The organism is Microbacterium sp. RG1, from assembly GCF_005347485.1.
GTDB classification, from domain to species: domain Bacteria; phylum Actinomycetota; class Actinomycetes; order Actinomycetales; family Microbacteriaceae; genus Microbacterium; species Microbacterium binotii_A.
Window position 1 is genome coordinate 812,324 of sequence record NZ_CP034121.1, and the last position, 26,346, is coordinate 838,669.

Genomic DNA, 26,346 nt, shown 5'->3' on the forward strand with positions numbered 1-26,346 from the left:
GGCGTGAGCGGCAGCATCCGTTATGTCCCCGCGGTGCTCGCAGGCAAGGCCGCCCGCTTCGCCACGCGTCTGCGTGGTGGCGGGTCGGCCTTCCCGGGCTACCTCGCCAACCGTCTTGCCCCGACCCTGCTGAGCAGCCTCGCGGCGCAGTTCCCGTATGGCGTCGTCTTCGTCCTCGGCTCCAACGGGAAGACGACGACCACGCACATGGTCAGCGAGGTGCTCCGCGCCCACGGACTTCGCGTGTTCACCAACCCGACCGGCGCGAATCTGCCCCAGGGAGTCACCAGCGCGCTCCTGGCCGAAGCGACCCCCACCGGCAAGGTCCGGGCCGACGTGGCCGTGCTCGAGGTGGACGAAGGGTACGCGGCGGATCTCGCCGACATCCTCTCGCCCCGCGTCATCGTCGCGCTCAACGTGCAGGTCGACCAGCTCTATCGCTTCTACGAGACCGAGCGGGTCGCCGACATGATGCTCGACGCCGCGAACCGTGCGTCCGTGCGCGTGGTGGTCAACCGCGACGACCCGTACCTCAGCAAGATCGACGCCGCCGCGCTACGGTCTCCGGTCTCGTTCTTCGGCGCTTCCCGCGAGGTCGTCGCCGCGTCGGCACACGGACTGAACAACGCGGCCGACACCCGCAGCGGTACGGTCGGCGCTCTCGACCATCCGGCCGAGAGCGAGGTCACCGCGGTGACCGGACGCAATGTGGAGATCACGCTCGACGGCCGGCCGATCGCGGTGACGCTGCCGGCTCGCGGGCTCCACTATGCGGTGGATGCGGCGGCCGCGATCAGCACTGCTCGCCACGTCCTCGGTGAGGCCTTTCGGGCAGACGCTGCTGCAGCGGGCTTCTCCCAGATGACGCCGGCCTACGGCCGAGGTGAGCTCGTGCCGCTGCGCCGCGACCGTTCGGGTGAGCAGGTCGAGTTCGTGATGTTCAAGAACGGCCCGAGTCTCCAGCTCAACGTCGACGCGCTCGACGGTGCTCCCGAGCGCGTCCTCATGGCCATCGACGAAGGCACCCCGGACGTGTCCTGGCTCTACGACGTCGATCTCAGTGCGTTCGACCACGTGGATGTCGTCACGGGGGAGAAGGCGCACCAGATCGCGACGCGACTGGCCTACGCGGGCATCCCGATCGGGGTCGTCGAGCCCGATATGGAGAAGGCCGTCGAGCTCATGCGAGCCTTCCCTCCCACCGCGGCCGGCCGGCAGATCTGGTTCGTGAACTACGAGCTCATGATGATCGGTCGCCGCATCCTCGGCTACGGCGACCAGGAGGTGGCGCGACGATGACGACGCTGCGAATCGTTCAGCTCTACCCTGATCTGCTCGGCGTGACGGGCGATCGCGGGAACGTGGAGGTCCTCGCCGCACGTGCGTCGTTGGCCGGACACGAGTCGGAGGTGACTCTCGTCGACCTCGGCGAGGACGCACCGGCGGAAGCCGACATCATCGTGATCGGCAACGGTCCGCTCTCGGCGCTGCGTGTGGTGCGCGACGACCTCGCGAGCCGTCGAGAGTGGCTCGCGGCGCTCATCGGAGCGGGTGCGGTCGTGCTGGCCGTGGGCGGAGGGTCGGAGCTGCTCTCCGAGGGCATCGACCTCGTCGACGGCACGCACCTCGACGGCCTCGGACTCATCCCGGCCCGCGTGGGACGCACGAAGCAGCGCCGGGTGGGTTATGTCGTCGCGGACACCAGCGACGGAAAGCTCATCGGATTCGAAGACCACGCGTCCCTGTGGCGCTTGGGCGACCCCGCCATCGCCTACGGCACCGTGACCGCCGGCAACGGCGGGATCGAGGGCGGGTTTGAAACCGTCCGCGTGGGCTCGGTCTACGCGACGAACGTGCAGGGCCCCGTGCTGCCACTCAACCCCGACCTGGCCGATGCGCTGCTCACGCAGGCGTTCGCCCGTCGCGACGCGCAGTACTCGCCCGGTCCCGCGCACGCCGAGATCGACGCGCACGCGCGCGCGGCACGTGCGGAGATCGAGCGCCTGGCTGTCGACAAGCGCTTCACCGCGATCCAGCTCTGAGACGCATGAGCGACGACGGCGCACCCGTAGCGCGCATCCGCACGTCGGCCATCGTGGCCAACGTGCGATCGGCCGGCGTCGTCGCGCCGGTCGTCGATCTTCGCCGCGACGCCTACGGCCACGGTCTGCTGGCGACCGCCGCCGCTCTGCGCGCCCAGACGGACGCGGTGCTGCTCATCGACGACGTCGCCGAAATCGCGGAGCGCGATCGCACGGTGACGGTGGGATCTGCGACCCTCGCTCCGGACGTCGTCTTCGGGTGGGATCGGACGCTTCCCGCGATGACACTGGTCGGCACCGTGCTCTCCACCAAGGCGCTGCGTGCCGGCGAGGGTGTCTCCTACGGCTACCTCCACCGCGCGCCCGTGGATACACGCGTGGCGCTCGTCACGGGTGGCTACGCGCAGGGCGTGGTTCGTGAGCTCGGCAATCGAGCGCACGTCGTGATCGGCGGCGCCTCGCATCCGATCGTGGGGCGCGTCGCAATGGATGTGTGTGTCGTCGACATCGGCGACGCGCCTGTCACACGCGGAGACCGCGCGGTGTTCTTCGGCGAAGAAGGTCCGCGCGTCGCAGACTGGGCGCGCGCGACCGGATGGCGCGCGGACGAGATCGCGACGGCTGTGGGACTGCGGGCCCGGCGGGAGGAGGCGTCGTGACCTCCGTGCTGCACGTCGACCTCGATCAGCTTGCGCGCAACATCGCCGTGGTGCGAGATCGCGTGGCGCCGGCCGCGCTCATGCTCGTGGTCAAGGACGACGCGTACGGGCACGGGGTGTCAGAGGTGGTGCGTCGTACTGTGGCCGAGGGAGTCGGCTGGATCGGCGCGTTCGACGTCGCGACCGCGCTCCAGGTGCGACGGGCCGTCGGAGACGGGCCGCGCATCTTCGTCTGGATGATCGTGGGCGAGAGTGCGATCCGCACGGCGCTCGATGCGGATCTCGACCTCGGTGTCGGCGACGCGGACCTTCTCGAGGAGGTGGCGGATACGGCCCGTGCGCGCGGCATCCGCGCCCGCATCCACCTGAAGATCGACACCGGTCTGCACCGCAACGGCATCCGGCCCGAAGAGTGGACGGATGCGGTGGCCCGCGTCGTCATGCTGGCGCGTGAGGGCGTCGTGGAACTCGCCGGTGTCTGGAGTCACATCGCCGAGGCGTCCGACGAGGAGGACGATCTTTCGCGGGCCGCCTTCGAGCATGCTGTCGCGGCCGTGACGGATGCGGGATTCGACCGCCCGCTCCGTCATCTCGCCGCGAGCGCGGCGTCGTCGGCGCGCGCGGAGTTCCGGTACGACCTCGTCCGGGTGGGGGCGTTCTGCTACGGAATCCGCCCCGCGGGCGGCCCGGCCGATGCGGAGCTGGGGATCGCGCCCATCGGCTCGTGGGAGGCGGCGGTTCTCTCCGTCGACGGTGACCGGGTGCGCATCGACGTAGGCGCGCTGGACGGACTGGTGTCGGCCCTGACGGGGCGTGTCGAGGTCACGACGCCGGCGGGTCCGCGCGCTCTGCTGGCGGTGGACGAGGTCAGCGCGGTCGTCGCCGGATGGGACGGCGTGCGCGCGGGTGATGTGGTGCGCATCTATGGCACGGATGCGGCGAGCCCCACCGATCTGGCCGAGACGATCGGGACGATCGGCGAGGAGATCGCGCTGCGGGTATCGCCGCTGGTGGAGCGGCGATACCGCTGAGGCGGATCAGACCGCGTCGACCAGGCGAGCGGTCTCGTCGTGCCAGCTGGTGGCGACGGCGCGGAGCTTCTCCTCGTACTTGCGGCCGTGGTGTGCGCAGAACAGCAGCTCGCTGCCGTTCACCTCGGCGGCGATGTAGGCCTGCGCTCCGCAAGAGTCGCAGCGGTCGGCGGCCGTCAGCCGGTGTTCCAGTACGGCGGACTGCTCGGTGGGTGTCGACGTCGTGCTCATCGGAGACCTCCTCGGTGCGTCGGGCGGGTACGGATATGACATGTAACCATGCGTGCCCGTGACCCATGCCCGCTCGGGCGCGCGTTTCGCTGACCGCGTACGGCGGCCCCCGTCCCGTCGTGTCTGTGCAGAGCCGCGGGGGTGGCCCCGGATACCCTTGAGGATTGTGACTGCCGAGTACTCCGCCCACCACCTGCAGGTCCTCGAAGGACTCGAGGCCGTCCGCAAGCGCCCGGGCATGTACATCGGCTCCACCGACTCCCGCGGACTCATGCACTGCCTGTGGGAGATCATCGACAACTCCGTCGACGAGGCCCTCGCCGGGCACGGTTCGCGCATCGACATCCTGCTCCACGCCGACGGCAGCGTCGAGGTGCGGGACCGCGCGCGCGGCATCCCCGTCGACGTCGAGCCGCGCACCGGACTCACCGGCGTCGAAGTCGTCTTCACGAAGCTCCACGCCGGCGGGAAGTTCGGCGGCGGCTCCTACGCCGCGTCCGGTGGTCTGCACGGTGTCGGCGCCTCGGTCGTGAACGCGCTTTCGGAGCGTCTGGACGTCGAGGTCGACCGCGGCGGCAAGACCTACGCCATGTCGTTCCACCGCGGGGAGCCCGGCACGTTCGCCGGCGATTCGCCCGACGCGCCGTTCACGCCCTACCAGCGCTCATCCGAGCTGCGCGTCGTGGGCAAGGCGCCGCGCGGCGTGACGGGAACCCGCATCCGCTACTGGGCGGATCGGCAGATCTTCACGAAGGACGCGACGTTCGGACTCGACGATCTCGTGCAGCGCGTACGCCAGACGGCGTTCCTCGTGCCCGGGCTGGAGATCGTGGTCGACGACCAGCGCGGCGAGGAGCGGGTGGAGACGAGCTACCGCTTCGACGGCGGCATCTCCGAATTCGCCGACTTCCTGGCGCACGATGCGCCGATCACCGACACCTGGCGGCTGACCGGCGAGGGCACGTTCACCGAGACGGTTCCCGTGCTGCAGCCGTCGGGCGCGATGGTGCCGACCGAGCTCGAGCGCTCCTGCGAGGTCGACGTCGCGCTGCGCTGGGGAACCGGTTACGACACGACCATGCGCTCGTTCGTGAACATCATCGCCACCCCGAAGGGCGGAACGCACCAGGCAGGCTTCGAGGCCGGGCTGATGAAGGTCGTCCGAAGTCAGGTGGAGCAGAACGCCCGTCGCCTCAAGGTCGGCAACGACAAGCTCGAGAAGGACGACATCCTCGCGGGGCTCACGGTCGTTCTCACGGTGCGTCTGCCGGAGCCGCAGTTCGAGGGCCAGACGAAGGAGATCCTCGGTACGCCGGCGGTGCGCCAGATCGTGGCCAATGTGGTCTCGCGCGAGCTGACGGCGAAGTTCACCTCCACGAAGCGCGACGACAAGAATCAGACCGCGCAGCTGCTGGAGAAGGTCGTATCGGAGATGAAGGCGCGTATCTCGGCGCGCACCCACAAGGAGACGCAGCGTCGGAAGTCCGCGCTCGAGTCCTCGTCCCTGCCCGCGAAGCTCGCGGACTGCCGGACGAACGAGGTCGCCGACTCCGAGCTGTTCATCGTCGAGGGCGACTCCGCCCTGGGTACCGCGAAGTTGGCCCGCAACAGCGAGTACCAGGCTCTGCTGCCGATCCGAGGCAAGATCCTCAACGTGCAGAAGGCATCGATCAGCGACATGCTGTCCAACGCCGAATGCGCGGCGATCATCCAGGTGATCGGCGCCGGCTCCGGCCGTTCCTTCGATATCGACGCCGCGCGCTACGGCAAGGTCATCCTGATGAGCGACGCCGATGTCGACGGAGCCCACATCCGCACACTTCTGCTCACGCTCTTCTTCCGTTACATGCGCCCGCTGGTCGAGGCCGGACGCGTCTACGCTGCCGTGCCGCCCCTGCACCGCGTGGTCGTGATGAACCCGGGCACCAAACCGAACGAGACGATCTACACGTACAGCGAGAAGGAGCTGCACGCCCTGCTCGCGAAGCTGCAGAAGGCCGGCAAGCGCTGGCAGGAGCCCGTGCAGCGCTACAAGGGTCTGGGCGAGATGGACGCCGATCAGCTCGCCACCACGACGATGGACCGCGCCGGTCGCATGCTCCGACGCGTTCGCGTCGAGGACGCGGATGCGGCGAATGCGGTGTTCGAGCTCCTCATGGGCAACGAAGTGGCTCCGCGCCGCGACTTCATCGTGACCTCGAGCGACCGGCTCTCGCGCGAGTCCATCGACGCCTGACGCGCCGCATCCGTCCGCTCTCTCGTCCCTCTCCGGCGAGACTGCAGATGCAGTCTCGCCGTGTGAAGGAGCGGGGTCAGGCGATCGAGGTGCCGATGGCGCCGATGACGTCGTCGAACGGCTGACCGGATGCGTCGCGCTTCGCGCCCGCCTCGGGGAGCGTGCGTACAGCGCCGTCGGGACCGACGGCGCGCGGCTGGTCGCCGACCCACGCGAGCATGAGGGTGTCCTCGCCCTTCAGGAAGCGCTGCGCACGCACCCCGCCGGTCGCGCGCCCCTTGGCGGGGAACTCCGACAGCGCGGAGACCTTGCCGCTGCCCCCGGCCGTGCCCGCAAGCGCCTGCGACGAGTCCGCGATCGTCACGACGACGGACTCGTCGGACGCGGCGACGGCACTGAACAAGATCACTTTGGCGCCGTCGGCGAGCCGGATGCCGGCCATCCCGCCTGCGCTCTTGCCCTGGGGGCGCACCGCCGACGCGTCGAAACGCAGCAGCTGCGCGTCCGAGCTCACGAAGACGAGCTCGACGTCATCGGGTGCCAGAGCCGCGCCGACGACGCGGTCGCCCGGCTTCAGGGCGATGATCTCCGCATCCGGCTTTCCGGGCGCCAGCTCTGTGACGGCGACACGCTTGACGACGCCCTGGGCCGTACCCAGTGCGATCGGGGCGGATGCGTCGAGCGGGACGAGAGCGAGGACGTGCTCGTTCGCGCTGAGACCGAGGTACTGATCGGCCTTCGCGCCGGCTGCGGGCTGCACACTGTTCCCGGGGACCGAGGGGAGGTCGACGGGGGAGAAGCGCACGAGGCGTCCGGCGCTGGTGACCGCTCCCACATCACCGCGGACGGTCGCGTCCACCGCGCTGCGGATGGCGTCGTGCTTGCTGCGGCGAGCGGGCGGCACGATGCCGCCGTCGATCGCATCCGCGACGAGCTCGGCGCGCAGCATCCGCCCGGTCGCCGTCAGGAACACGCGGCACGGCGCGTCGGCGATCTGCAGATCGGCGGCGGCCGCCGCCTTCGCACCGCGGGGAGTGACAGGACCGCCGTTCAGCAGCAGCGTGCGACGCGGCGTGCCGTACGTGTCGGATGCGGCCTCCAGCTCGCGGGCGACCTGGGCGCGCAGGAGCAGATCGCTGCCGAGCAGCTCCTCGAGTGCCGCGATGTCGGCGCGCAGCTGGTCGCGCTCGGTCTCGAGCTCGATGCGGGAGAAGCGGGTGAGGCGTCGCAGGCGCAGCTCGAGGATGTACTCCGCCTGCAGCTGCGAGAGGTCGAACACTTCGATGAGGCGCGTCCGTGCCTGCTCGCTGTCGTCCGAGGACCGGATGACCTGGATGACCTCGTCGATGTCGAGGATCGCGATGAGCAGACCCTCGACGAGGTGCAGTCGTTCCTGCTTGCGTGCAAGACGGTAGCGGCTGCGGCGTGTGACGACGGAGATGCGATGGTCGAGATAGACGCGCAGCAACGGCTTCAGACCCAGCGTCTGAGGCTGACCGTCGACGAGGGCGACGTTGTTGATGCCGAACGAGTCCTCCAGCGGCGTCAGCCGGTAGAGCTGATCGAGGACGGCCTTGGGATCGAATCCCGTCTTGATCGTGATGACCAGACGGAGGCCATGGTTGCGGTCGGTGAAGTCCGCCACATCCGCGATGCCGGTGAGCTTCTTCGCGTTGACGGCGTCCTTGATCTTCTCGATCACGCGCTCCGGCCCCACCATGTACGGCAGCTCGGTCACGACCAATCCGGTGCGACGGGGACCGAGCGACTCGACCGACACCTTGGCCCGGGTGCGGAAGCTCCCTCGGCCCTGGGCGTAAGCGTCCTTGATTCCGTCGAGACCGACGATGACGCCGCCGCCGGGCAGGTCAGGACCCGGGACGAACTCCATGAGCTCTTCGAGGGTGGCGTCGGGGTTGTCGAGTAGGTGGATGGCGGCGGCGACGACCTCGTTGAGGTTGTGCGGCGCCATGTTGGTCGCCATGCCCACCGCGATACCGGTCGTGCCGTTGACGAGCAGGTTGGGGAAGGCCGCGGGGAGGACCTCGGGCTGCTGGAACTGACCGTCGTAGTTGGGGATGAAGTCGACGACGTCCTCGTCGAGATTCTCGGTGAGCGCGAGGGCAGCCGGCGCCAGACGCGCCTCCGTGTAGCGGGCGGCAGCCGGGCCGTCGTCGAGGGAGCCGAAGTTGCCGTGCCCGTCGACGAGCGGCACCCGCAACGCGAAGTCCTGGGCGAGGCGCACAAGTGCGTCGTAGATGGGGGAGTCGCCGTGGGGATGCAGCTTTCCCATGACCTCGCCGACGACGCGGGCGCTCTTCACGTGGCCACGATCCGGGCGCAGGCCCATGTCGGCCATCTGGAACAGGATGCGCCGCTGCACCGGCTTGAGGCCATCGCGCGCATCCGGGAGGGCGCGCGAGTAGATGACCGAGTACGCGTACTCGAGGAAGGACCCCTGCATCTCGGCAGACAGGTCGATGTCTTCGATGCGGCCTTCCTCGGCGGGCGCGGAATCGGACGTGGCTCGGGACATGCAGAACACCTCGGGTCGAAAAGGGCCTGGCGCGGGTATGCGAGACTGGGCCCGATGACCCTCAGCCTACCGGCGGACCCCTCCGGCGCCCCGAGGCTCACCGGCGTGCTGCCCGACGCGATCGCGGCCCTGGATGGCGGCTCCGCGCGCTGGCGCACCGTGCAGAGCCTCATCGTGTTCGTCGTCGACGGACTGGGCGCCGCCAACCTCGCCGAGAACCTCGCCTACGCCCGCTTCCTCGCCGAGCATCGCGGCAAGAAGCGTGTCGCGGCCTCGGTGTTCCCGAGTACGACGGCGGCCGCCCTGACGAGCCTGCTCACCGCATCCGATGTCGGCGAGCACGGGCTCGTCGGCTACCGTGCGCGCGATCCGCTGACCGGGCTCGTCCACAACCAGCTCACCGACTGGGGACCCCGTGGTCTCGATCCGCTGGCATGGCCGCAGGTCGCGCCGCTCAGTGCCAGGGATGCGGCGCACCGCTGGGTCGTCGCGTCCAAGCCCGAGTACGCAGGCACAGGCTTCACCGAGGCGACGCTCCGAGGGGCGGAGAACTTCGGCGAGAAGCGGCTCGACGACCGCGTCGAGCGCGCGATCACCGAGGCCCGAAGTACGCCGGGAACGATCGTGTACCTCTACGCTCCTGAGCTTGATGCGGCAGGCCACCGGCACGGTGTCGTATCCGATCGCTGGACCGCTGCGCTCGAAGCGGTGGATGCGGCGGCGCGCCGCCTGCACACGGGCGCAGGCGCGGGCGTCGGGGTCATCGTGACCGCAGACCACGGCATGGTCGACGTGCCGCGGCACCGTCAGATCGTCATGGTGGACGGCGACCCGCGCCTCGAAGCGGCTGCGGTCATCGCCGGGGAACCTCGGATGCTGCACCTCTACGCGCACCCTGGTGACGAAGACGCTCTGGTCCGCGCCTGGCGAAACGAACCGACCGCCTGGGTGTTCACGCGGGAGGAGGCGATCGCCGCAGGTCTGTTCGGCGACACCGTCTCTGCCGCGGTCGCCGCGCGCATCGGTGACGTGATGGTGGCGGCGCGCGGTCGCGTCGCCTACTACGACGGTCGCCTCGCTGACACCTCGGCGCAGCAGATGGTGGGCCAGCACGGCTCGCTCACCACGGAAGAGCGCGTCGTCCCCCTCATCGGGCTGGGGGGCTTCGCCGGCTAAGAGCGATCAGCTCTCGTCGGAACGGGCTCCGAAGACGATCTCGTCCCAGGAGGGCATCGAGGTGCGACCCTTTCGGCGTCCCGCATCGGACGCGGGTTCGCTGCGAGACGTCTCCGCGGGGGCAGGTTCGCTCGTCTCGGTGTAGCCGGGCTCCAGGGCGTCGAAGAGGGCGACCGGCGAGGGCGAGCGCGTGGGCTCCTCCGGTGCTTCCGCGGTGGGAGCGGCCGTGCGCTGACCGCGCCGACGACGCAGAGCCTCCAGCAGGTCGGCCGTCTCAGCGGAGGTCTGCACGGCCTCAGGTGCACGCTTGATGGCCGCATCCTGCACAGCCGGACTCGCCGGCGTCGGAAGCGTCGGGCGCTCGGTCGCGTCGTAGCGGGGGCCGAACGCACCGCTGTCGAAGCGCGTGTCGTCCTTGATGCCGGGGGTATCGAGCGCGCGCAGGCGCGGGATGAGCCCTTCGGGAAGCGAGCCCTGGCGGGAGAGCTGCGTGGCGTCCGCATTCAGCGGAGACAGCGAGCTGCGCCGGGGCTCAAAGCTCCATCGTGCATCGCGCTCGACGTCACCCGCGACGAAGCCCAGCTTGACCACCCATCCCGTGGGCTCCTTCCAGCTGGACCAGCGCTCGCCCGTCGCACCTGCTTCCGCCAGCTTCGCGCGCACCGCGTCACCGAAGCTCGTCTGGTTGTCGCCGTCGAAGTCGGATCCGAGCAGGACCGGCACGGAAAGTGCCTGACCGACGATGAACTCGCGTTCGGCGAGCACGGGGGGCTCAAAACGGACCACGTCCTCGAGCGTCGTGCCGAGCACCTCGGCGACCTCGCGCGCCGACAGGCCGGCGCGGATCTGCGCCTGGATCTCGCGGGGGCTGGGTCGGTTCACCTTGGCAGGTTCCTCGCGCTCCTTGCGTGCCCGACGAAGCTCTGCGCGCAGCACCTCATCGATGGCCAGGGAGTAGCGCTGCCCGGACTCGGTGGAGACCACCAGCACACCGTCTTCGGTGCCGATCACTCTGAGTTGTTCCATGCGACACACGCCTCCCATCTGTCGTGTGGGCCCATGCTGACACAGGGCACCGCCGCGGGCGGGAATATCCGGGGCGTGGCGCGAGTTTCGATGCGTGCCGACCGCGATGAGAGCACCACGCATCCGCATTTGCTAAATGCCACCCGGTCATGCAAACTATCGCCGCCTGCCCGACGGCGGGAGATCCACAACGCGACAAGAGACACGAGAAGAATGGCTACGGACTACGACGCCCCCCGCAAGACCGAAGACGACAGCGAGTCCATCGAAGCGCTCAAGGAGCGCGTTCCGGACAAGATGTCCGGGGCCGTCGACGTCGAGGACGCCGACAACCCGTCGGGCTTCGAGCTGCCCGGCGCCGACCTTTCGGACCTGGAGCTCGACGTCGTCGTGCTCCCCGCGCAGGAGGATGAGTTCACCTGCGTCAGCTGCTTCCTGGTGAAGCACCGCTCACAGATCGACCATGAGGAGTCGCTCGGCGCTATCTGCGTGGAGTGCGCTGCCTGACCTGCGCTCTGCGCACCGCCGCGGCGAGTCGGTCGGGGGTCCGAGAGGACACCACCCACGCCGGTGTCGGATCGTCCGCATCCTCGACGGGAACGACGACCGCCCCACCGATTCCGCCGCGCACCAGCATCCATGACCGAGGGTCGGCATCCCGCCCGCGCGCGAAACGCGCGTCCTCGCCCGTGTAGGCGACCGGCTCTCCCAGAAGATCGACCGGGATGTGGGCCCGCCCCGCACGAAGCTCCCCATCGCTGACCTCGACACGAGGCGCGGTCGCCATCAGGGCCCAGACGATCAGAGCCGCGACCGCGACGCCCGCCACGAGCGCGAGAGTGGTGTCGACGGGGGACAGGGCGAGCGCCACCATGGGGGCGCAGACCGCTGCGGCGACGAGCGTCCACAGCGAGGGGCTCAGGCGTTCGCGATAGACGACGTCGGAAGTCATGTTCTGCATTACCCTCGTGAGGTGGCCGAAAGCGTGGACATCCCCATTATCGCGCCCGTCGTCCCGGCGTTCGCTCATCCGGGCGACGCGGGCGCCGACCTGATCGCCGCAGAGGGGGTGCGACTCGGCCCCGGAGAGCGTGCTCTCGTGGGCACCGGTGTCCGCATCGCGCTGCCCGAGGGGTACGCGGCGTTCGTGATGCCCCGTTCAGGGCTCGCGGCCAAGCACGGGGTGACCGTCGTCAACGCTCCCGGGACGGTCGATGCCGGCTATCGCGGCGAGATCAAGGTCGCGCTGCTGAACACCGACCGCACGGAGGCCTACGAGGTTTCGGCGGGCGACCGGATCGCGCAACTGGTGGTCCTTCCGATCCCGCCGGTTCGCTTCGTCCCGGTCGACGAGCTGCCCGCCAGTGTGCGCGGCGAAGGGGGCTTCGGCTCCACCGGATACGACACTTCTGCGAGGACGACCCGATGACCGACGCATCTCTGGAACCGACCGGCAAGAGCGCTCCGATCGACCGCGAAACCGCGGGACCCTTCGACGAGTCGGAGGTGAACCCGGTTCGTCCCTACATCGATCTGGGGGCGATCAAGGTGCTGCCGCGCGAAGGGCTGAACCTGCGGCTCGAGGTCGAGGAGCAGACCAAGCGCATCGTCGCCGTCGGTCTCGACTACGCCGATTCGACGCTCCAGGTGCAGCCGTTCGCCGCGCCTCGATCGAGCGGCCTGTGGGAGGAGACTCGCGAGCAGATCCGCCAGCAGGTGCGTCAGCAGGGCGGACGCGTCGAGGAGCGCGAGGGTCCGCTCGGCCCGGAGCTGCTCGCCGAGGTCCCAGTCGTCGTGGCCGGCGATGCCAGCAGTGGCGCCAAGCGACTCGCGCGCTTCGTGGGCGTCGACGGCCCCCGTTGGTTCCTGCGCGGCGTGATCGGGGGTGCGGCGACGTCCAACGTCGAGGCCGCGGCCCAGATCGAGGATCTCTTCCGATCGCTCGTGGTTGTCCGCGGCGGCACGCCGATGCCGCCGCGCGATCTCATCCCGTTGAAGATGCCGGCGACCCCGGGCGCGGCGTGAGCCCCGACGAGACGCACGACGAGCGCCCGTCGCTCGATCCGCCGGCTCCCGTCGAGCCCCGTGCATCCGAGCTGATCGGTTCCGCTCTGGGCGCGGCCGCGCGACGCGCGGGACTGGACCCGGCGCAGGAGGCGAGCACCGGTCATGTGGTGTGGCGGGCCATCGGCGGATGGCGCGGCATCATCGAGTCCGTGCTTCCGAGCCTCGTCTTCGTGGTCACCTTCACGGCGACGCAGGACCCCGCAGCCGGGACGGGGAACCTCCCGCTGTCCCTCGGGCTGTCCGTCGGCATCGCCGCGTTGTTCACGGTGGTGCGCCTGATCTGGCGGAGCAACGCTTCGCCAGCGCTCGGCGGTCTGATCGCCGCGGCCCTCGCGGCCGGACTGGCCTTGTGGACCGGCCGCGGCGAAGACAACTTCCTCCTCGGGTTCTTCATCAACGGTGGCTACGGTGCTGCCTTCGTCGTCTCGGCCTTCATCGGCTGGCCCATCATCGGACTCGCCGCAGGGTGGCTCATGGGTGAAGCGACCGCGTGGCGGAGCGACCGGCGCAAACGCCGCACGTTCTTCTGGCTCACGCTGGTCTGGGGGCTGTTCTTCTTCACGAAGCTGGCGGTCCAGCTGCCGTTCTATCTTTCGGGCGATGTGACCACACTCGGCGTGCTGAAGATCGCGATGGGCCTCCCGCTGTTCGCGCCGTTGCTCGCGGTGACATGGCTGGTCGTCCGAGCGTCATACCCTCGAGCCGGCGCCGTGTCCGACGCGGAAGGGTCCGACGCCCGGTGATACTATTTATCTCGACATCGAGATAAATTTCCGGGCGACGGGGTAAGGCTTACCTTCCTAGCAACCCCTTCCGGACGCGGGGAAGATGGGCAGATCGGGCCCCGCGACGACGCCCGTGAACGCCGACGAAGGAGACAGACGTGTCCACGGTTGACAGCTTCGGTGCGAAAAGCACCCTGACGGTCGGCAGCACCGACTACGAGATCTTCCGTATCGACACGGTCGCCGGTTACGAGAAGCTCCCCTTCAGTCTCAAGGTGCTCCTGGAGAACCTGTTGCGCACCGAGGACGGCGCCAACGTGACGAAGGAGCAGATCCAGGCCCTCGGCTCGTGGAACCCCGATGCGGAGCCCGACACCGAGATCCAGTTCACACCCGCACGCGTCGTGATGCAGGACTTCACGGGTGTGCCCTGCATCGTGGACCTCGCCACGATGCGCGAGGCCGTCACCGCCCTCGGCGGCGACCCGAACCGCATCAACCCGCTCTCGCCTGCCGAGATGGTCATCGACCACTCGGTCATCGCGGACCTCTTCGGTTCCGAGAATGCGCTCGAGCGCAACGTCGAGATCGAATACGAGCGCAACGGTGAGCGTTACCAGTTCCTGCGCTGGGGCCAGACGGCCTTCGACGACTTCAAGGTCGTCCCGCCGGGCACCGGCATCGTGCACCAGGTGAACATCGAGCACCTCGCCAAGGTGATCTACGACCGCTCGGTCGACGGTGTGCTGCGCGCCTATCCCGACACCTGTGTCGGCACCGACTCGCACACCACCATGGTCAACGGTCTCGGCGTGCTCGGTTGGGGCGTCGGCGGCATCGAGGCAGAGGCTGCGATGCTCGGTCAGCCGGTCTCCATGCTGATCCCGCGCGTCGTCGGCTTCAAGCTCACCGGCGAGATCCCTGCCGGTGTCACCGCGACCGACGTCGTCCTGACGATCACCGACATGCTGCGCAAGCACGGCGTCGTGGGCAAGTTCGTCGAGTTCTACGGCGAGGGCGTCGCCTCCGTCCCCCTGGCCAACCGCGCCACGATCGGCAACATGAGCCCGGAGTTCGGCTCCACGGCAGCGATGTTCCCGATCGACGACGTGACCCTCGACTATCTGCGCCTCACCGGCCGCAGTGATGAGGCGATCGCGCTCGTCGAGGCGTACGCCAAGGAGCAGTCGCTCTGGCACGACCCCTCTCGCGAGCTGGTCTTCAGCGAGTACATGGAACTCGATCTCGCCACGGTCGTCCCCTCGATCGCTGGCCCCAAGCGTCCCCAGGACCGCATCCTGCTGTCGGAGGCCAAGGCTCAGTTCGAGAAGGACATCCTCAACTACGCGACCGCGTCCACCTCGGACTCGATCGTCGACCTGGAGGGCGACCAGTCCTTCCCCGCATCCGACCCGGGCCCCGTGCCGGGCGAAGAGCACGTGCACACCGGCGAGATCCTGATCTCCAGCGGAGGACCGGCGGCGGCATCCAAGCCCGTCAAGGTCACGCCTCCCGAGGGTGCGCCCTACATCCTCGACAACGGCGCGGTCACCCTCGCGGCGATCACGTCGTGCACGAACACGTCCAACCCGTCGGTCATGATGGCAGCGGGTCTGCTCGCGAAGAAGGCCGTCGAGAAGGGCCTGACGCGCAAGCCCTGGGTCAAGACGACGCTCGGCCCCGGCTCCAAGGTCGTGACCGACTACTACGAGAAGTCTGGCCTCGACAAGTCGCTCGAGGGCCTCGGTTTCTACACCGTCGGCTACGGCTGCACGATCTGCATCGGCAACTCGGGTCCGCTCATCGAAGAGGTCTCCGAGGCCATCAACGAGAACGACCTCGCCGTGACGGCCGTCCTCTCGGGCAACCGCAACTTCGAGGGTCGCATCAGCCCGGACGTGAAGATGAACTACCTCGCGTCGCCGCCGCTCGTGGTGGCCTACGCGCTGGCCGGTTCGATGAACTTCGACTTCGACAACGACGCGCTCGGCAAAGACCAGAACGGTGAGGACGTGTTCCTCAAGGACATCTGGCCCTCCACCGAGGAGGTCCAGGCCGTCATCGACACCTCGATCTCGCGTGAGCAGTTCATCAAGCAGTACGCGACCGTCTTCGACGGCGATGACCGCTGGCGGAACCTGCCCACGCCCACCGGCCCGGTCTTCGAGTGGGATGCGGACTCCACCTACGTGCGCAAGGCCCCGTACTTCGACGGCATGTCGATGGAGCTGACACCGGTCTCCGACATCACCGGCGCACGCGTGATGGCGACTCTGGGCGACTCGGTCACGACCGACCACATCAGCCCGGCCGGCAACATCAAGGCCGGCACCCCTGCCGCGCAGTACCTGACCGAGCACGGTGTCGCGCAGAAGGACTTCAACTCCTACGGCTCGCGCCGTGGAAACCATGAGGTCATGATCCGCGGCACGTTCGCGAACATCCGCCTGAAGAACGCGATCGTCAGCGCGGTCAACGACGGTGCCGTCGTCGAGGGCGGCTACACCCGCGACTTCACGCAGCCCGGCGGTCCGCAGTCGTTCATCTACGACGCCTGCCAGAACTACGCCGCGCAGGGCACGCCCCTCGTCGTCTTCGGCGGCAAGGAGTACGGCTCCGGCTCGTCGCGCGACTGGGCGGCCAAGGGCACGAGCCTCCTCGGCGTCAAGGCCGTCATCACCGAGAGCTTCGAGCGCATCCACCGCTCGAACCTGATCGGTATGGGCGTCGTGCCGCTGCAGTTCCCGGAGGGCGAGAGCTGGTCCTCGCTCGGCCTCGACGGCACCGAGATCGTCTCGATCACGGGCCTGGAGAAGCTCAACGAAGGCGTCACCCCCAAGACCGTGACCGTCACGGCCGAGCCGAGCGAGTTCTCGCCGGAGGGCAAGCAGACGATCACGTTCGAGGCGAAGGTGCGCATCGACACCCCCGGTGAGGCGGACTACTACCGCAACGGCGGCATCCTCCAGTACGTGCTGCGCTCGCTCGTCTGAGTGCGTGCACCCGAGACGGGTCGGTCCTGGCAAGGGACCGGCCCGTCTTCTGCTGCAGCGGCTAACCTGTGGAGATGAGCCGGATCTTCGCGACGCCGTTCGCTGACATCTATCCGCTCTACGTGGCCAAGATCGAGCGGAAGGGGCGCACGAGCGCCGAGCTCGACGAGGTCATCCGGTGGCTCACGGGGTTCGATGACGAGGCGATCGCCCGTCACCTCGCCGAGCGCACGAGCCTCGAGCAGTTCTTCGCTCTGGCACGGCTCAACCCACAGGTCGATCGGATCACCGGAGTGATCTGCGGCGTCCGGGTGGAGGAGATCGACGATCCCCTCATGCAGCGGATCCGCTATCTCGACAAGCTCGTCGACGAACTCGCGAAGGGGCGCCCGATGGTGAAGGTTTTACGGCAGGAGCCCGTCGCTGCCCGAGGGAACAGATGATGACGGCCTCGCCCGAGGAGAAGGGAACCGATATGTCGCTGTTGTCCGACGTGACCCAGCCGAGCGATCTGCGCGCCCTGTCGACCGCCCAGCTGGAGGAGCTCGCCGGGGAGATCCGCGCGTTCCTGATCGAGAACGTGGCCCGCACCGGCGGGCACCTCGGGCCGAACCTCGGGGTCGTGGAACTCACCATCGCGTTGCACCGCGTCTTCGACTCGCCGAACGACCCCATCGTCTTCGACACGGGCCACCAGTCGTACGTGCACAAGCTGCTCACCGGTCGTCAGGACTTCTCGGCGCTGCGCTCCCGCGGCGGTCTCGCCGGGTATCCACAGCGTTCGGAGAGCGAGCACGACATCGTCGAGTCCTCTCACGCCTCCAGTTCGCTCAGCTGGGCCGACGGCATCTCTCGCGCGTTCGCCCAGACGGGTCGCCGTGACCGCCACGTCGTCGCCGTCGTCGGCGACGGCGCCCTCACGGGCGGAATGACCTGGGAAGCGCTCAACAACATCTCCGATGACAACGATCGGAACCTGGTCATCGTCGTCAACGACAACGGTCGCTCGTACGCACCGACGATCGGCGGCATGGCGCGCTACCTCAACCGCGTGCGCACCGCAGACGCCTACCAGAGTCTGCATCGCGGATCCCGCAATCTCATCACCCGTCTCGGGCCGGCCGCGCGGGCGTTCTACCGCGGCGTGCGCGGTGGCACGCGCGGCTTCCTCTCGCGGTTCACCAACAACGAGGCTCTGTACTCGAACCTCGACATCAAGTACCTGGGGCCGATCGACGGCCACGACATCCGTGCGCTGCTCGAGACGCTCGAGCTCGCGAAGAACTACGGCGCTCCCGTGATCGTGCACACGATCACGGAGAAGGGGCGCGGCTACCAGCCGGCGGTCGATGACGAGGCCGATCAGTTCCACGCGGTCGGTCGCATCGACCCGGTGACGGGGGCGACACTCGGCGCGGACGCCGGGAACGCATGGACAGACGTGTTCGCCGAGGAGCTCACGCGCATCGGAGCGGAGCGGCCGGACGTGATCGCCGTCACAGCCGCCATGCTGCGCCCCACCGGCCTCCTGTCGTTCGCGCAGCAGTTCCCCGACCGTGTCTACGACGTCGGCATCGCCGAGCAGCACGCCGCCGCGTCGGCCGCGGGTCTCGCGTACGGCGGTCTGCACCCGGTCGTCGCGATCTACGCGACGTTCATGAACCGTGCCTTCGATCAGGTGCTGATGGATGTGGCCCTGCACCGCGCGGGGGTCACGTTCGTCCTCGATCGCGCCGGTGTCACGGGCCCCGACGGCCCGAGCCACCACGGGATCTGGGACCTCGCGATGCTGCAGCTGGTGCCGCGCATCCGGATCGCCGCGCCGCGTGACGCCGCACGCCTGCGCGAGGAGCTCGCAGAGGCGGTGAAGGTCTCGGACGGGCCCACGGTGCTGCGCTACCCGAAGGGAGCGGTGGGCAAGGAGCTTCCCGCCGTCGAGCGCCTGGACGACGGCGTCGACGTGCTCGTGAGGCCCCAGGCGGCCGACGTGCTCGTCATCGGCATCGGGCCTATGGCCCACACCGCGATGGAGGTCGCCGAGCGCCTCTCCGCGCAGGGCATCGGCGCCACCGTCGTCGATCCCCGGTGGGTCGTGCCCGTACCAGGCTCACTCGTCGACCTGGCCGCCGCCCACCGACTCGTGATCACGATCGAGGACGGCATCCGGGTGGGCGGTATCGGCACGCGCATCCGTCAGGTGCTCCGTGAGAACGGTGTCGACACGGCCGTCGACGAACTCGGAGTCCCAGACGAGTTCATCGACCATGCCTCCCGCGACCAGATCCTCGCGGATGCAGGCCTCACCGCTGCGAAGATCGCGCAGGATGTGGTCGCGCAGGTGCTGGGCACACGGATCCCCGTGGCCCGCGGGTCAAAGGAGGCGGCGGATCTCCGCGTTCCGGACGACGAGGGTGTCGGTACGCGCAACTCCTGACACGACGCGGCAGGGGCGGCCCACCGTTCGGTGAGCCGCCCCTGCCGATCGTGTCAGGCGCCGACGCCGCGGATCGGCGGTGTGTGGAACGTCCCTCCGAACACTCGCGCAGAGGCTCCCTCCCGGTCAAGGTAGGGCGACGCCCCGCCATCGATGAACGGCCAGCCCGCGCCGAGGATCAGGCACAGATCGATGTCCTGCACCTCGGGCACGACCTCGTCGTCCAGCATGATGCGGATCTCCTGCGCCAGGCCGTCCTGCACGCGCCGGAGGATCTCCGCCTCCGCAACGGGTGTCGTGCCCACGGCGGGCTTCAACACCTTCTCGGCCGCCTTCGTCCAGCCGGTGACCCGTCCGTTCTTGTCCTTCTCGACGACGTCCGGCAGCTCGGCCAGCATGTGGAAGTTCTCCGACGCGAAGAACCGGTCGGGGAAGGCGTGAGCCATCGTGTCCTGCACGTGTGCCGCGACCTTCCAACCCACCAGATCGATGAGCTGGAACGGAGTCATCGGCAGCCCGAGGGGAGCGAACGCCTTCTCGACGGTGAGCAACGGCGTGCCCTCGTACACGGCGCGTGCGGCTTCGCCCATGACCTTGGCCAACAGCCGGTTGACGACGAAGCCGGGAGCGTCGGCGGTCAGCACGGCGTTCTTGCCCAGGCCCTTCGCGACGACGAAAGCCGTGGACAACGCCGCATCCGAGGTCGCGTCCGTCTTGACCACCTCGATGAGCGGCATCACGGCCACCGGGTTGAAGAAGTGGAAGCCGACCAGGCGCTCGGGGTGAGCGAGCTTGGACCCGATCTCGGTGACCGAGAGCGACGAGGTGTTCGTCGCGAGGATCGCATCCTCCGCCACGATCGACTCGATCTCCGCGAACACCTGCTGCTTGACGCCGACCTCCTCGAAGACCGCCTCGATGACGAAATCGCAGTCCGCGTACTGCGACTTGTCGGTCGTGCCGGTCACGAGTCCGCGCAACTGGTTGGCGGCGTCCGCGTCCAGACGACCCTTCGCCTCGAGCTTGCCGATCTCGTCGTGGATGTGCGCCACCCCCTTGTCGACCCGAGCCTGGTCGATATCGGTGATGAGCACGGGCACGCGGAGCTTGCGCACGAAGAGCAGCGCGAACTGACTGGCCATGAGGCCTGCGCCGATCACGCCCACCTTGGTGACCTTCTTCGCGAGTGCCTTGTCGGGCGCGCCGACGGGGCGCTTGGCGCGCTTCTGCACGAGGTCGAACGCGTACATCGAGGCCGCGAACTGATCGCCGACGACGAGATCCGCCAGCGCCTCGTCCTCCCGCGCGAAGCCTTCGGCCTTGGTGCCGCCCTTGGCCTTGTCGAGGAGTTCGAGCGCGACATAGGGAGAGCGCGGGACCGTGCCGATACGGCTCTCCAGCATGCCCCTCGCCATCTTGATGGCGATCGGCCACTTCGTGAGGCGCTCGATCTTGCCTGGCTCGTTCTTGCGCTCGACCTTGATCGTCCCGCCGATGACACCGTCGGCCCAGACGAGCGACTCCTCGAGGAAGTTCGCCGGGGAGAAGATGGCGTCGAACATGCCGAGCTCGAAAGCCTGGCGGGGCTTGAGCGTGCGGTTCTGCTTCAGCGGGTTCGAGATGACCACCTCGAGCGCCTTCTCGATGCCGATGAGGTTCGGGAGGAGGTACGACCCGCCCCAGCCGGGGATGATGCCGAGGAACACCTCCGGCAGAGCGATCGCGGCTGCGGACGCGTCCACCGTGCGATAGGTGGAGTTGAGCGCGATCTCGACGCCGCCGCCGAGCGCCAAGCCGTTCACGAAGGCGAAGGACGGCACGCCGAGCTCTGCGAGGCGCCCCAGCACCTGATGACCACGCTGCGCGATGAGCTTGGCGGCATCCCGTGAGGGGACCTTCGAGACGTCGGACAGGTCTGCGCCCGCGGCGAGGATGTACTGCTTTCCCGTGATGCCGACCGCGTGGATGTCGCCCGCGGCTGCGCGCGCGGCGAGCGTGGACAGCGTCTCGCCGAGCTCCTTGAGCGTCGCGGGGCCGAGAGTGTTCGGTCGTGTGTGGTCGCGGCCGTTGTCGAGCGTGATGAGCGCGAGCACCTTGCCCGAGGGCAGACGGATGTCGCGCACGGGGGAGTGGGTGACGACCTCGTCGCCGGAGAACTGGTCGAGGGGGGAGAAGTCGATCGCGTCGTAGTCGGTCATGGTCGCACTCACTTCCGCTTCTTGCCGTCGAAGTACGGGTTCTCCCAGATGACCGAGCCGCCCTGGCCCAGCCCCACGCACATCGCTGTGAGTCCGTAGCGGACGTCCGGCCGCTCACGGAACTGCGCGGCGAGCTGGATCATCAGACGTACGCCGGATGCGGCCAGGGGGTGTCCGAGGGCGATGGCGCCGCCCCAGGCGTTCACACGCGGGTCGTCGTCGGCGATGCCGAAGTGATCCAGGAGCGAGATGACCTGGATCGCGAACGCCTCGTTCAGCTCGAACAGGCCGATGTCGTCGATCGTGAGTCCCGCCTTGCGCAGGGCCTTCTCGGTGGCGGGGATCGGCCCGATGCCCATGATCTCCGGCTGCACACCCGCAAAGGCGAAGGAGACGAGACGCATCTTCGGCTGCAGGCCGAGCTCCTTGACCGCGCCGCCGCCGGCCAGCAGGCCCATGGTCGCGCCGTCGGTGAGCGGCGAGGAGGTACCGGCCGTCACGCGGCCGTGCGGGCGGAACGGGGTCTTCAGCGTCGCGAGCTGCTCGAGCGTCGTCTCCGGACGTCGTCCTTCGTCCTCGGTCGCGAGGCCCCATGCGCCGTCGGCGTCCTTGATGGCGACCGGAACGAGGTCGGGCTGGAACTTGCCGTTCTCGTACGCCGCCTGCGCCTTGTGCTGGCTGAGCATGCCGAACATGTCGCTGCGTTCGCGCGTCAGGTGCGGGAAGCGGTCGAAGATGCGCTCGGCGGTCACGCCCATGTTGAGCGCTCCCGGGTCCACCATCCGCTCGGCGACGAAACGCGGATTCGGATCGGCGTTCGCGCCGATGGGGTGGCGCCCCATGTGCTCCACACCGCCGGCAAGCGCGACGTCGTACATGCCGACGCCGATCGAGCCGGCCATCGTGGTGACGCTCGTCATGGCGCCGGCGCACATACGGTCGATCGCGAAGCCGGGGACTGTCATCGGCAAGCCCGCCAGGATCGCGGCCGACCGGCCGAGGGTGAGTCCCTGGTCGCCGGTCTGGCTCGTCGCGGCGATGGCGACGTCGTCGATGCGGTCCGCGGGGACCTGCGGATTGCGCTCCATGACGCCGATGATCGTCTTGACCACCAGATCGTCCGCGCGGGTGTTCCAGTACATGCCCTTCTCGCCGGCGCGCCCGAAGGGCGTACGCATGCCGTCGACGAAGAAGACATCCGAAATCTCGGCCACTCTGCCTCCAATGATCGGGGTTTCCTCCAACGTAGGAGGGGCTCGGGGCCGGAAAAAACCGATTGGATCGAACCTACGAAGCGTTCTCCGCCGCCTTCTCGACCGATTGCACGGAAGCCACAAAAGCATCGGCGATCGTCTGTGCGGTTTCTCGCACCTGCCACTGGCGGGCGCCGAGTGCAAGAAGAGCTGCGCCCACGGTGTCGGCATCGACGGGCGTCGGCGGCTCCCACGCGACGCGTCGGAGCAGTTCCGGGGTGAGCAGGTTCTCGGTCGGCATCGTCAGTTCTTCGGCGCGGGCTTCGACGAGAGGGCGCGCGGCCTTCAGGCGCGCGTCGGCCTCGGGGTTGCGGTCGATCCACGCCCGCGGCGGGGGCAACGCGTCGCTGCCGACGCGCTCGAGGGGGAGGTCCGTCGCCGCACGCCCCTCCTCGATAGCCGCCCACCAGCGGTCGAGCTCAGAGCGGCTCGCGCGACCGGTGAACTCCTTCACCGCCGCGAGAGCGCGCTTGCTGTCGGGAGCCGCCGCCACGGCCGCCACGAGCGCGCGGTCGGGTACCAGACGGCCCGGAGACACGTCCTGCGCGACGGCGAGCTCTTCGCGCGCCTGCCAGAGCGCGCGGGCGACGGCCAGGTTTCGGCGCCCTCGGAGCGTGTGCAGGCCGCTCAATCGCCGCCACGGATCCGCGCGCGGGGGCTTGACGGGGCGGTCCAGCACGGCCTGGAACTCCTCCTCGGCCAGCTCGGTCTTGCCCTGCTCGGCAAGCTCCGACACGAGTGCGTCACGCACGTCGATCAGATGCACCACATCCAGGGCGGCGTACTCGAGCCAGGACTGCGGGAGTGGCCGGGTCGACCAATCGGCCGCGGAGTGCGCCTTGGCGAGCGTGATGCCGAGCGTGTCCTCGACGACGGCCCCGAGCCCGACGCGGGCGTGTCCGAGAAGCCGCGAGGCGAGCTCTGTGTCGAAGATGCGCGGCGGCTCCAGTCCCAGTTCCCGCAGCGAGGGCAGGTCCTGGCTTGCAGCGTGGAGAACCCAGTCCGCCGTGCCGAGGACCGCCTGCAGTGCGGAGAAGTCGGAGAGGGCCGGCGGATCGATGAGGAACACGCCCGACCCGCGCCGAAAGATCTGCACCAGGTACGCGCGCTGTGAGTAGCGGAAACCGGATGCACGTTCCACGTCGACAGCGAACGGACCTTCACCCTCGGCGAGTCTCTCGATCGCCGACGTGAACTCTGCTTCGTCGGCGATGACGGAGTACTCAGGCACGGGATGAACCCCTTCCCCGGATCTGTGCGATCCCTTCCGAGCCGGGCGGGAGCCCGGCGAGCATGCATACCAATTCTGCCCACGCTTCGACGTGTCGTTCGATCTCGCCCTCGGGAGACCACGATGCACGCAGTTCGATCTGGGCGCCGTCCCCCTCTGCGGCGAGCGACCCGAACCCCTTGGACAGGGTCTTCGTGGCCGTACCCGATGCGGCGTGATAGCCCGCATCGCGGGTCTGCAGTGCGTCGACGAGCCAGGACCAGGCCACATCGGCGACCAACGGATCCGTGCCGATCTCGGTGTCGAGAGGAGCCTGCGCGAAGCACACGATGCGCCACGGCGAGTCCCAGGGCTCCGGCTCGGACGCGTCGTGCAGGAGCAGGAAGCGACCCGTGCCGAAGGCGGACTCGTGCTCACCGGGCTCGGGCCGCACGTCGCCCGCCAGCGCGAACGACGCGGGGGCGATACCGGACGGAGCGGGAATCTGCCGCACGACGAGGTCCTCGCGGAACGACACCTCGAGGATCCGCGCGACGGCGTCGTCGAGTGCAGACGCGGGTGCGGCTGGGTCGGAGGGCACGGCGACAGACTAGAGTGAAGCCACGATGTTGGACTCCAGGCGCGCCGCCCGCCATGGCGCCTCACCCACCGCCTTCGCCCTCTTCCGCGGCGCAGCCGTCGCTCTCGCGACCGCGACGGCGCTCTGCTCCGCTCTGATCGGAGCCGTCGCCATCCGGGTCGCGCGTCAGGTCGTGACGCCCGCCGGGCGTCGCGCCGACACCCGCATCCTCGCGCTCGATCCCGCGTCGCAGACGATCACCCTCGAGCACAACGACGACACCGGGCTGCCGGGGCGCTACGGCCTGTTCACCCGCGGCACCGAGGACTACGTGAAGCTCGGCAGCGTGCTGGCCGAGAACGAGGCCGGCGTCAAACGCAAGCTGCTGACGCACGTCGGACAGGATGCGAGGCTCTCCGCCGAGGCTGCCTTCAGCGGCTGGTACTTCGACCGCCCGGAACAACTGCAGCTGCCCTTCAGCTCGCAGCTGATCGGTTCGGCGGTCGGACCATGCCCGGCCTGGCTCTTCCCAGCCGAGCAGGACACGGACGTGTGGTGCATCCAGATCCACGGCCGCGGAACGACTCGCGCGGAGTGTCTTCGTGCCGTTCCTCTCATGCACAACCTCGGCATCACCACGCTCGTCGTCTCGTACCGCAACGACGGTGAGGCGCCGCGCAGCCGCACGGGCACGTACGGGCTCGGGGCCACGGAGTGGCGCGACGTGGATGCGGCGATCGGCTTCGCCCGCCGCAACGGCGCCCGCCGTATCCTGCTCATGGGATGGTCGATGGGTGGTGCGATCGCCCTGCAGCTGGCGCTCAGCTCGGCGCACCGCGACATGATCGCCGGTGTCGTGCTGGACTCGCCCGTCATCGATTGGCGTGTCGTGCTCGACTACCAGGCAGGGCTCATGAAGCTTCCGGCCACGGTCACCAAGCTCGCCATCTCGGCGCTGGAGTCGGACTGGGGCACGGCTTTCACCCGCACCGGCGCGCCGATCCCGTTCGATCGTCTGGACGTCGTCGCGCGGGCGGACGAACTACGCGACCCGATCCTCATCCTGCACAGCGACGACGACGGCTTCGTCCCCTCCGATGCATCACACGATCTTCGCCAGGCGCGTCCCGACCTCGTCGAGCTCGAGGTCTTCGAGGTCGCCCGCCACACCAAGCTGTGGAACTACGACGAGCAGCGGTGGAGTGCTCGCATCCGTGACTGGGTGCGTGCGCAGGGACTCACGCCGACGGCCGAGCCCGCAGATAGCTGAAGCCGGAGTCGTCGACGAGCAGACCGTGCGGAGCCGCCAGCGCGTGACCGTCGGGCACACGGATGAACGGCGCGGCCGCCGGCACGAGTTGTGGTGCGACGGAAACACAGAACTCGTCGATCGCCCCGGCCCGAGCGAATTGCGACGCGAGCGTGGGCCCGCCCTCGCAGACGACACGCAGCCACCCGCGATCGGCGAACGCCGAGATGACGCGCGAGGGGTCGAGGTCGTCACCCGGAACCGCGATGACGTCGAGCCCCAGACTCTCGCTGTTGCGCCTCACAGTGGTGGCATCGCGCTCGGCGCACACCAGGAAGACGCGTGCGGTGTCGTCGTCGGGCGCGAGCTGGTGGCCGTCGAGTCGTCCCGTTCGTGTGGCGATCGCCAGGCGGGTGCGCTTGGGGACGACGTATCGCTCGGCGCGCACGCTCTGCGCGCCGACCACCACGACATCGCTCCATCCGCGGATGACCCCGAGGATGCGGCGGTCCACGGGACTCGAGAGCGTGTCGCTCGTGCCGTCCGTGCCCGTCGCAGACCCCGTCAACGACGTGATCATGTTCAGCCGCACCGAGCTCTCGGTGCTGGGCTCGTACTCGGCGCGCAGCCAGGCGAGCCCGGCGTCGTCACCGGCGTCGATGCGTTCGATGGGCCGGGGGACCACCCGCGTGAGGTGCAT

At 68.9% G+C, this 26,346-nt stretch carries 23 protein-coding genes; 14 read left to right on the forward strand and 9 right to left on the reverse strand.

Annotation, left to right across the window (positions count from 1 at the left end):
* Positions 1 to 3: 3 nt before the first annotated feature.
* From EHF32_RS03850 to EHF32_RS03865, 4 genes are read left to right on the forward strand one after another with little or no spacing between them, the layout of a single operon-like run.
* A complete protein-coding gene (locus EHF32_RS03850; RefSeq protein ID WP_238343784.1) occupies positions 4 to 1,299 on the forward strand; it encodes a MurT ligase domain-containing protein in 1,296 nt (431 codons plus the stop codon).
* A complete protein-coding gene (locus tag EHF32_RS03855) occupies positions 1,296 to 2,042 on the forward strand; it encodes a type 1 glutamine amidotransferase (protein WP_137416899.1) in 747 nt (248 codons plus the stop codon). Before EHF32_RS03850 ends, EHF32_RS03855 begins: the two co-directional genes overlap by 4 nt.
* 5 nt (positions 2,043 to 2,047) lie before the next feature.
* Positions 2,048 to 2,701, forward strand: coding sequence for an alanine racemase (locus EHF32_RS03860; RefSeq protein WP_137416900.1), 654 nt, complete (start codon positions 2,048 to 2,050; stop codon positions 2,699 to 2,701).
* Positions 2,698 to 3,732 carry an alanine racemase gene (locus EHF32_RS03865; RefSeq protein WP_137416901.1) on the forward strand — a complete coding sequence of 345 codons (1,035 nt, stop codon included), beginning with the start codon at positions 2,698 to 2,700 and terminating at the stop codon, positions 3,730 to 3,732. Before EHF32_RS03860 ends, EHF32_RS03865 begins: the two co-directional genes overlap by 4 nt.
* Before the next feature lie 6 nt (positions 3,733 to 3,738).
* On the opposite strand, the gene EHF32_RS03870 is transcribed toward EHF32_RS03865, so the two are convergent.
* Positions 3,739 to 3,963: a DUF7455 domain-containing protein gene (locus EHF32_RS03870; protein WP_137416902.1), complete on the reverse strand. Its 225-nt coding sequence runs from the start codon at positions 3,961 to 3,963 to the stop codon at positions 3,739 to 3,741.
* Positions 3,964 to 4,129: 166 nt separating this feature from the next.
* Here EHF32_RS03870 and EHF32_RS03875 point away from each other — a divergent pair, with 166 nt between their 5' ends.
* Positions 4,130 to 6,199, forward strand: coding sequence for a DNA gyrase/topoisomerase IV subunit B (locus EHF32_RS03875; RefSeq protein WP_443189854.1), 2,070 nt, complete (start codon positions 4,130 to 4,132; stop codon positions 6,197 to 6,199).
* Between the two features lie 76 nt (positions 6,200 to 6,275).
* On the opposite strand, the gene EHF32_RS03880 is transcribed toward EHF32_RS03875, so the two are convergent.
* Positions 6,276 to 8,735, reverse strand: a complete 2,460-nt coding sequence (locus EHF32_RS03880; protein WP_137416903.1) for a DNA gyrase/topoisomerase IV subunit A — start codon at positions 8,733 to 8,735, stop codon at positions 6,276 to 6,278.
* A 54-nt stretch (positions 8,736 to 8,789) separates the two neighbouring features.
* Between EHF32_RS03880 and EHF32_RS03885 the strand changes: the two genes are divergently transcribed.
* Positions 8,790 to 9,911 (forward strand): alkaline phosphatase family protein, encoded by a 1,122-nt coding sequence (locus tag EHF32_RS03885; protein ID WP_137416904.1) that lies wholly within the window; start codon positions 8,790 to 8,792, stop codon positions 9,909 to 9,911.
* A gap of 6 nt (positions 9,912 to 9,917) precedes the next feature.
* Here EHF32_RS03885 and sepH read toward each other — a convergent pair whose 3' ends face one another.
* Positions 9,918 to 10,937: a septation protein SepH gene (gene sepH / locus EHF32_RS03890; protein ID WP_137416905.1), complete on the reverse strand. Its 1,020-nt coding sequence runs from the start codon at positions 10,935 to 10,937 to the stop codon at positions 9,918 to 9,920.
* A 213-nt stretch (positions 10,938 to 11,150) separates the two neighbouring features.
* Between sepH and EHF32_RS03895 the strand changes: the two genes are divergently transcribed.
* Positions 11,151 to 11,444, forward strand: a complete 294-nt coding sequence (locus EHF32_RS03895; protein WP_137416906.1) for a DUF4193 domain-containing protein — start codon at positions 11,151 to 11,153, stop codon at positions 11,442 to 11,444.
* Here the strand turns inward: EHF32_RS03895 and EHF32_RS03900 are convergent.
* A complete protein-coding gene (locus EHF32_RS03900) occupies positions 11,419 to 11,889 on the reverse strand; it encodes a DUF3093 domain-containing protein (RefSeq protein ID WP_337678153.1) in 471 nt (156 codons plus the stop codon). The two genes, EHF32_RS03895 and EHF32_RS03900, sit on opposite strands and share 26 nt — an antisense overlap.
* Before the next feature lie 21 nt (positions 11,890 to 11,910).
* Between EHF32_RS03900 and dut the strand changes: the two genes are divergently transcribed.
* From dut to dxs, 6 genes are all read left to right on the forward strand, one after another.
* Positions 11,911 to 12,366, forward strand: a complete 456-nt coding sequence (gene dut / locus EHF32_RS03905; protein ID WP_192900685.1) for a dUTP diphosphatase — start codon at positions 11,911 to 11,913, stop codon at positions 12,364 to 12,366.
* The gene (locus tag EHF32_RS03910) at positions 12,363 to 12,962 is read left to right on the forward strand and encodes a DUF3710 domain-containing protein (protein ID WP_137416908.1); all 600 of its coding nucleotides are present in this window, start codon (positions 12,363 to 12,365) and stop codon (positions 12,960 to 12,962) included. The genes dut and EHF32_RS03910 overlap by 4 nt, the downstream gene beginning before the upstream one ends.
* Complete coding sequence (locus EHF32_RS03915) at positions 12,959 to 13,747, forward strand: DUF3159 domain-containing protein (protein ID WP_137416909.1); 789 nt, start codon at positions 12,959 to 12,961, stop codon at positions 13,745 to 13,747. The genes EHF32_RS03910 and EHF32_RS03915 overlap by 4 nt, the downstream gene beginning before the upstream one ends.
* 140 nt (positions 13,748 to 13,887) lie before the next feature.
* Entirely contained in the window at positions 13,888 to 16,722 is a 2,835-nt protein-coding gene (locus EHF32_RS03920; protein WP_137416910.1) for an aconitate hydratase, read from the forward strand.
* A gap of 74 nt (positions 16,723 to 16,796) precedes the next feature.
* Positions 16,797 to 17,165: a DUF2200 domain-containing protein gene (locus EHF32_RS03925; protein ID WP_137416911.1), complete on the forward strand. Its 369-nt coding sequence runs from the start codon at positions 16,797 to 16,799 to the stop codon at positions 17,163 to 17,165.
* A gap of 32 nt (positions 17,166 to 17,197) precedes the next feature.
* Positions 17,198 to 19,156, forward strand: coding sequence for a 1-deoxy-D-xylulose-5-phosphate synthase (gene dxs, locus EHF32_RS03930; RefSeq protein WP_137416912.1), 1,959 nt, complete (start codon positions 17,198 to 17,200; stop codon positions 19,154 to 19,156).
* A gap of 53 nt (positions 19,157 to 19,209) precedes the next feature.
* On the opposite strand, the gene EHF32_RS03935 is transcribed toward dxs, so the two are convergent.
* The 4 genes from EHF32_RS03935 to EHF32_RS03950 all read right to left on the reverse strand — a co-directional run bounded on the left by EHF32_RS03935 (position 19,210) and on the right by EHF32_RS03950 (position 24,418).
* Positions 19,210 to 21,354 (reverse strand): 3-hydroxyacyl-CoA dehydrogenase NAD-binding domain-containing protein, encoded by a 2,145-nt coding sequence (locus EHF32_RS03935; RefSeq protein WP_137419105.1) that lies wholly within the window; start codon positions 21,352 to 21,354, stop codon positions 19,210 to 19,212.
* Between the two features lie 8 nt (positions 21,355 to 21,362).
* Positions 21,363 to 22,568: a thiolase family protein gene (locus EHF32_RS03940; protein ID WP_137416913.1), complete on the reverse strand. Its 1,206-nt coding sequence runs from the start codon at positions 22,566 to 22,568 to the stop codon at positions 21,363 to 21,365.
* A gap of 73 nt (positions 22,569 to 22,641) precedes the next feature.
* Complete coding sequence (locus EHF32_RS03945; protein ID WP_137416914.1) at positions 22,642 to 23,838, reverse strand: ribonuclease D; 1,197 nt, start codon at positions 23,836 to 23,838, stop codon at positions 22,642 to 22,644.
* Positions 23,831 to 24,418, reverse strand: coding sequence for a DUF3000 domain-containing protein (locus EHF32_RS03950; RefSeq protein ID WP_137416915.1), 588 nt, complete (start codon positions 24,416 to 24,418; stop codon positions 23,831 to 23,833). Before EHF32_RS03950 ends, EHF32_RS03945 begins: the two co-directional genes overlap by 8 nt.
* A 25-nt stretch (positions 24,419 to 24,443) precedes the next feature.
* Between EHF32_RS03950 and EHF32_RS03955 the strand changes: the two genes are divergently transcribed.
* Complete coding sequence (locus EHF32_RS03955; RefSeq protein ID WP_137416916.1) at positions 24,444 to 25,667, forward strand: alpha/beta hydrolase family protein; 1,224 nt, start codon at positions 24,444 to 24,446, stop codon at positions 25,665 to 25,667.
* Here the strand turns inward: EHF32_RS03955 and EHF32_RS03960 are convergent.
* Positions 25,636 to 26,346: a dihydrofolate reductase family protein gene (locus EHF32_RS03960; protein ID WP_137416917.1), complete on the reverse strand. Its 711-nt coding sequence runs from the start codon at positions 26,344 to 26,346 to the stop codon at positions 25,636 to 25,638. The genes EHF32_RS03955 and EHF32_RS03960 overlap by 32 nt on opposite strands.